The sequence below is a fragment of the Actinomadura logoneensis genome (assembly GCF_003428695.1).
In the GTDB taxonomy this organism is placed as follows: domain Bacteria; phylum Actinomycetota; class Actinomycetes; order Streptosporangiales; family Streptosporangiaceae; genus Spirillospora; species Spirillospora logoneensis.
In genome coordinates this window covers 1-4,997 of record NZ_QURH01000827.1, presented here as the reverse complement: position 1 = coordinate 4,997, position 4,997 = coordinate 1, and the positions used below count along the sequence as shown (strand labels likewise).

General features: G+C 75.4%; 3 protein-coding genes. 1 reads left to right on the top strand and 2 read right to left on the bottom strand.

Features of this window, described 5'->3' with window-relative positions:
• Positions 1 to 1,820 (top strand): AMP-dependent synthetase/ligase (locus tag DZF91_RS28285; protein WP_147341425.1); only part of this gene is annotated, 1,820 nt, incomplete at its 5' end.
• Between the two features lie 382 nt (positions 1,821 to 2,202).
• Here the strand turns inward: DZF91_RS28285 and DZF91_RS28275 are convergent.
• A complete protein-coding gene (locus DZF91_RS28275; protein WP_117360171.1) occupies positions 2,203 to 2,856 on the bottom strand; it encodes an SDR family oxidoreductase in 654 nt (217 codons plus the stop codon).
• A 270-nt stretch (positions 2,857 to 3,126) separates the two neighbouring features.
• A complete protein-coding gene (locus tag DZF91_RS28270) occupies positions 3,127 to 4,719 on the bottom strand; it encodes a penicillin-binding transpeptidase domain-containing protein (protein ID WP_117360170.1) in 1,593 nt (530 codons plus the stop codon).
• Between the last annotated feature and the right edge of the window lie 278 nt (positions 4,720 to 4,997).

The window sequence follows — 4,997 nt, the reverse complement described above, 5'->3', positions numbered from 1 at the left end:
GCACGATCGGCGGCGGCGCAGCAGCCGCCGGCGGCGCAGCGGCTGGCAGCGCGGCGGCCGTCAGCAGCGCGGCGGGTCGGGGTGCGGGTGGTGGCGCGTCGGTCTGGAGTGCGGTGGGCCGGGACGCCTGGAGTGCGGTGACGGCCGGGGAGTTCGCGGCCGAGATCGCGCGGCTGGCCAAGGGGCTGATCGCGGTCGGGATCGAGCCCGGCGACCGGATCGCGCTGATGGCGCGGACCCGGTACGAGTGGACGGTCCTGGACTACGCGATCTGGGCGGCGGGCGCCGTCACCGTCCCGGTGTACGAGACGTCCTCGCAGGAGCAGGTCGCCTGGATCCTCCGTGACTCGGGCGCGCGCGGGATCTTCGTGGAGAGCGCCGGGAACCGGTCGGCGGTCGCCGCCGTCCGCGGCTCGCTGCCCGACCTCGCGCACGTCTGCGGCCTGGAGAAGGACGACCTGGACCGGCTCGCCGCCTGGGGTGCGGCGGTCACCGACGAGGAGCTGACCGCCCGGCGCCGCAGCCGGCGGGCCGCGGACCTGGCGACGATCGTCTACACCTCGGGCACGACCGGACGGCCGCGCGGGTGCGAGCTGACCCACGCGAACTTCCTCGCCACCGCGCGGAACGTCGTGCTCGCCGGGGTGCCGGAGATCGCCGGGGATGGCGCGTCCACGCTGCTGTTCCTCCCGCTCGCGCACGTGTTCGCGCGGCTGGTGCAGGTGGGCTGCGTCGAGTGCGGGATGGTGCTCGCGCACGGCACTCCCGGCACGCTGCAGGACGACCTTGGAACGTTCCGCCCGACCTTCCTGCTCGCGGTCCCCCGGGTCTTCGAGAAGGTCTACAACGGCGCGGCGCAGCGGGCCGAGGCGGACGGCAAGGGCAAGATCTTCGCCGCCGCCGCGGACACCGCCGTCGCCTACAGCAAGGCCCTGGACACCGGACGCGTGCCGGTCGCGCTCCGGGCCCGGCACCGCGTGTTCGACGTGCTGGTGTACCGCAGGCTGCGCGCCGCCGTCGGCGGACGCCTCCGGTACGCGATGTCGGGCGGCGCGGCGCTGAACGCGCGGCTCGGCCACTTCTTCCGCGGCGTCGGCGTCTCGATCATCGAGGGCTACGGACTCACCGAGACGACCGCCCCGATCGTCGGCAACCGCTTCACCCCGCGCGGCAACCGCATCGGGACCGTCGGCCGCCCGTTCCCCGGCACCGGCCTGCGGATCGCCGACGACGGCGAGATCCTGGCGCGCGGCGTCAGCGTCTTCCACGGCTACTGGAACGACCCCGAGGCCACCGCGCGGGCGATGGACGGCGGCTGGTTCCGAACCGGCGACCTGGGCGAGCTCGACGACGACGGCTACCTCACGATCACCGGACGCAAGAAGGACATCCTCGTCACGGCCGGAGGCAAGAACGTCGCCCCCGGCCCGCTCGAGGACCTGCTGCGCGCCCACCCGCTCATCGACCAGGCCGTGGTGGTGGGCGACGGCCGCAAGTTCGTCGGCGCCCTCCTCACCCTGGACGAGGAGGCCCTCCCGGCCTGGCTCGCCTCCCACGGCCGTCCCGTCCCCCGCGGCGGCTCCGGCGGCGAGGCCCTGCACCTCGCCGCGATCGGGAACGACCCGGAGGTGCGGGCCGCGCTGGACGCGGCCGTCGCGGAGGCGAACGCGACCGTCTCGCACGCCGAGGCGGTCAAGAAGTACCGCGTCCTCGACCGGCCCCTGACCGAGGCGGCCGGCCACCTCACCCCGAGCCTCAAGGTCCGCCGCCACGTCGTCACCGCCGAGTTCGCCGACGACATCGAAGCCCTCTACTCCTGATCCCGCACCCTCCCCGCCGCCCTATCCGCCTCTCCTATCCCGCTCTTCAGCGCTGCTGCGGCTCACGGACGCCCGCAGCCACTCCCGCCCCGCGTCCGCCGCAGCATCGCCCACGCGCCCCACGGACGCGAGCAGCCACTCCCGTCCGGTGACGGTCCCTCCGGGCGCGCGGGCGAGCGACCGCTCCCGCCCGGCATCCACCTCCATGCCCCGATCCGTGAGGCTCCCCCCAGGTCACGGAAACGAGGAGCCGCCCCGGCTTCTTTTCCATCCCTGTGCCCCGCTCCGGAAGGCTCTCTCCGGCGCGCGGGCGAGCGACCGCTTCCGCGTGGAGGCGGCCTTTCGGTCGGCCGCGTGAGTCGGGCGGCGGGCGTGGGCGGGGTCAGGTGAGGTTGGCTATGGCTTCGTCTATGGGGACGTCGCCGTTGACGACTTCGAGGGTGGTGCGGTTGACCTTCGGTTCGGACAGCAGCGCGGCGATGACGGCGGCCACGTCGTCGCGGGTGACGTCGCCGCGGCCGACCTCGGGCTCGGCCAGGGTCACCCGGCCGGTGCCGGGGTCGTCGGTCAGGCGGCCCGGACGCAGGATCACCCAGTCGAGGCCGCGGGCGCGCAGGTCGTCCTCGGCGGCGGTCTTGGCGTTGATGTAGGCGGCCCAGGTCTCGTCGCCGCCCGACGGCGGCCTGCCCGCGCCCATGGACGAGATCTGGACGAAGCGCCGGACCCCCGCCCGCTCGGCCGCGTCCGCCATCAGCGCCGAGGCGCCGCGGTCGACGGTGTCCTTGCGCTCGGCGCCGCTGCCCGGGCCCGCGCCCGCCGCGAACACCACGGCGTCCGCGCCGGTGAGCTGGTCGACCAGGTCGTCGGGCGCCAGATACTCCAGGTCGGCGATGACCGGCCCCGCGCCGGTCTCGCGCACGTCGTCCACCTGCTCGGGGTTGCGGATCAGGCTGAGCACCGCATCTCCCCGTGCGCTGAGCAGCCGGGCCAGCCGCAGGGCGATCTGGCCGTGTCCTCCCGCGATCACGATGTTCATGTGCCCCAGCCTACGGACCGTCCGACCGCGCCGCCCGTGCCGCGCCCGCCCTGTGGATAACCGTGCCCGAGGCTAGACCGGGACCGTGGCCGCACCGGGAACGGGGCCGGACCGGGACCGTGGCCTCACCGGGACCGTGGCCTCACCGGGAGAGGGGCCGCACCGGGAGAGGGGCCGCCAGGAGCAGGGGCGCGCACCTAGAGCGGCGCCGCACCAAAACAGGGTGGGAGCAGGGGCGCACCGGGAGCGGGGCCGGGCCGAACAGGGGCGTCAGAGGGCGCGGAGGAAGGTGGCGGCCATCGGGGCGGCCACCTTGGGGCCCGAGCCGCCCTCCAGGACGAAGACGGAGAAGGCCAGGTCGCCCTTGAAGCCGATGAACCAGGCGTGGGAGTCGCCGGCGTCGGTGTACTCGGCGGTCCCGGTCTTCCCGGCCGTCCCGGCGGGCAGGCCCGCGGACGAGGCGGTGCCGTCGGTGACGGCCCGGCGCATCATGTCGCGGAGGGCCCCGGCGGACGGCACGTCGTGCGGCGCGGGCGGCCGGGACTCGGCCGGCGGCTTGAGCACGGACGCGCGCAGCAGCCGCGGCGAGCGCCACGTGCCGTCCGCCACGGCGGCGGCGACCGTCGCCATGAGCAGCGGCGTCGCCTGGACGCGGCCCTGCCCGATGGCCGATTCGGCCAGGTCGGCGCCCGGTTTCACGTCGGGGAAGTCCTTGTACGCGCCGCCCGCGCCGGTGAACACGGGCGCGCCGAAGCCGTAGGACTTCGCGGCGTCCGCCAGTCCGGCGGGTCCGAGACGGTCCACGGCCAGCTTGGCGAAGGTGGTGTTGCACGACTGGGCGAACGCGTCGGCGAGGGTGGCGGAGCCGACCGCGGAACCCTCGTGGTTGCGGATCGTCCGCTGCGCGGTGACGACGACGGCGGGGCAGTCGGCGGCCGACGACGGGGACAGGCCCTTGTCGAGCAGCGCCGCCGCCGTGACGACCTTGAACGTGGAGCCCGGCGGATAGCTGGAGACGAACGCGCCGCGCCCGCCGATGCGGTCCGCGACGGCCAGGATCTCCCCGGTGGACGGCCTGATCGCCACGATCGCCGCCGCCCGCCCGGACGGCGCGGACGCCACGGCCCGTTCGGCGGCGTCCTGCACGTGCCGGTCCACCGTCGTGCGGATCTTCTTCGTCGGGTGTCCGCCGAGCAGCTTGAGCCGTTGCGCCGGCGCGTTCCCCTGCTGCACCTCGACGGCCCAGGCGGTGCCTCCGCCGTCCGGGTCGCCGTCCGGGTCGCCGTCCGGGTCGTCGTCGCCGGTGTCGCCGTAGGCGTCGTCCAGCGAGCTCACGTAGGGGTCGAGGGAGCCGCCGTCGGGCAGCGGCCTGCCGTCGGCGGCGACGAAGGCCGCGGGCGGCTGGTGGACGGCCGGCAGGGACCACGTGGTCGGGAGGGGCTTCAGGCCCGGGTAGAGGGTGCCGGGCGCCCACCGGACGCGCCAGCGGCCGCCGCGCCTGCCCAGGACGAGCGTGGAGCGGAACGTCCAGTCGCCGTGGCCCGCGAGGTTCCGCGTGACGGTGAAGTCGGCGCGCGCGGCGTCCGGCCCCGTCCGGACGACGGGCTTCGGCTCCAGCGCGATCGACGTCACCGACAGGCCGGCGGTCAGCTGCCGGTGCCGCGCGGCGAAGTCCCCGGGCGGGTCGGCGACCAGGCCGCGCATCCGTCCCAGGTCGCCGCGGCTCCACGCCTCGAAGTAGGCCTCGGCCGTCTTCTCCGGCCCGCCCGCGTCCCGGCCGGTCAGCGCCCACGCCTCATAGCCGCCCCCGCCGAGCGCCAGGAGCACCGCTCCCGCGAGGCAGCCGATTCCCCGTCCGCCCATCGCGCGCCTCCTGGTCTCCCGGTCCAGGAGAGATGATTCTCGGTAAATGATCACATTTCAAGGGTCAGATCTCCGGTCAGTCCTTAGGATCGACCGTCGTCAGGGCCGCCGTCCGGTCGGCGGCCGTCCCCCGAAAGGTTCACCGACCCTTGCGACGATTCGTGCGCACGGCGGCGCTGCCCGCCGTCGCCCTCACCCTCGGAACGCTCCAGGCGGCCCCCGCCCACGCGTCCGGCCCGGCGCCCGTCCCGCCCCCGTCGGCGGCGGCGCCGACCCCG

Excerpts from the sequence above, each read along its gene's own strand:
- DZF91_RS28275 (WP_117360171.1), bottom strand. The coding sequence starts at position 2,856 with ATGAACATCGTGATCGCGGGAGGACACGGCCAGATCGCCCTGCGGCTG.
- DZF91_RS28270 (WP_117360170.1), bottom strand. The coding sequence starts at position 4,719 with ATGGGCGGACGGGGAATCGGCTGCCTCGCGGGAGCGGTGCTCCTGGCG.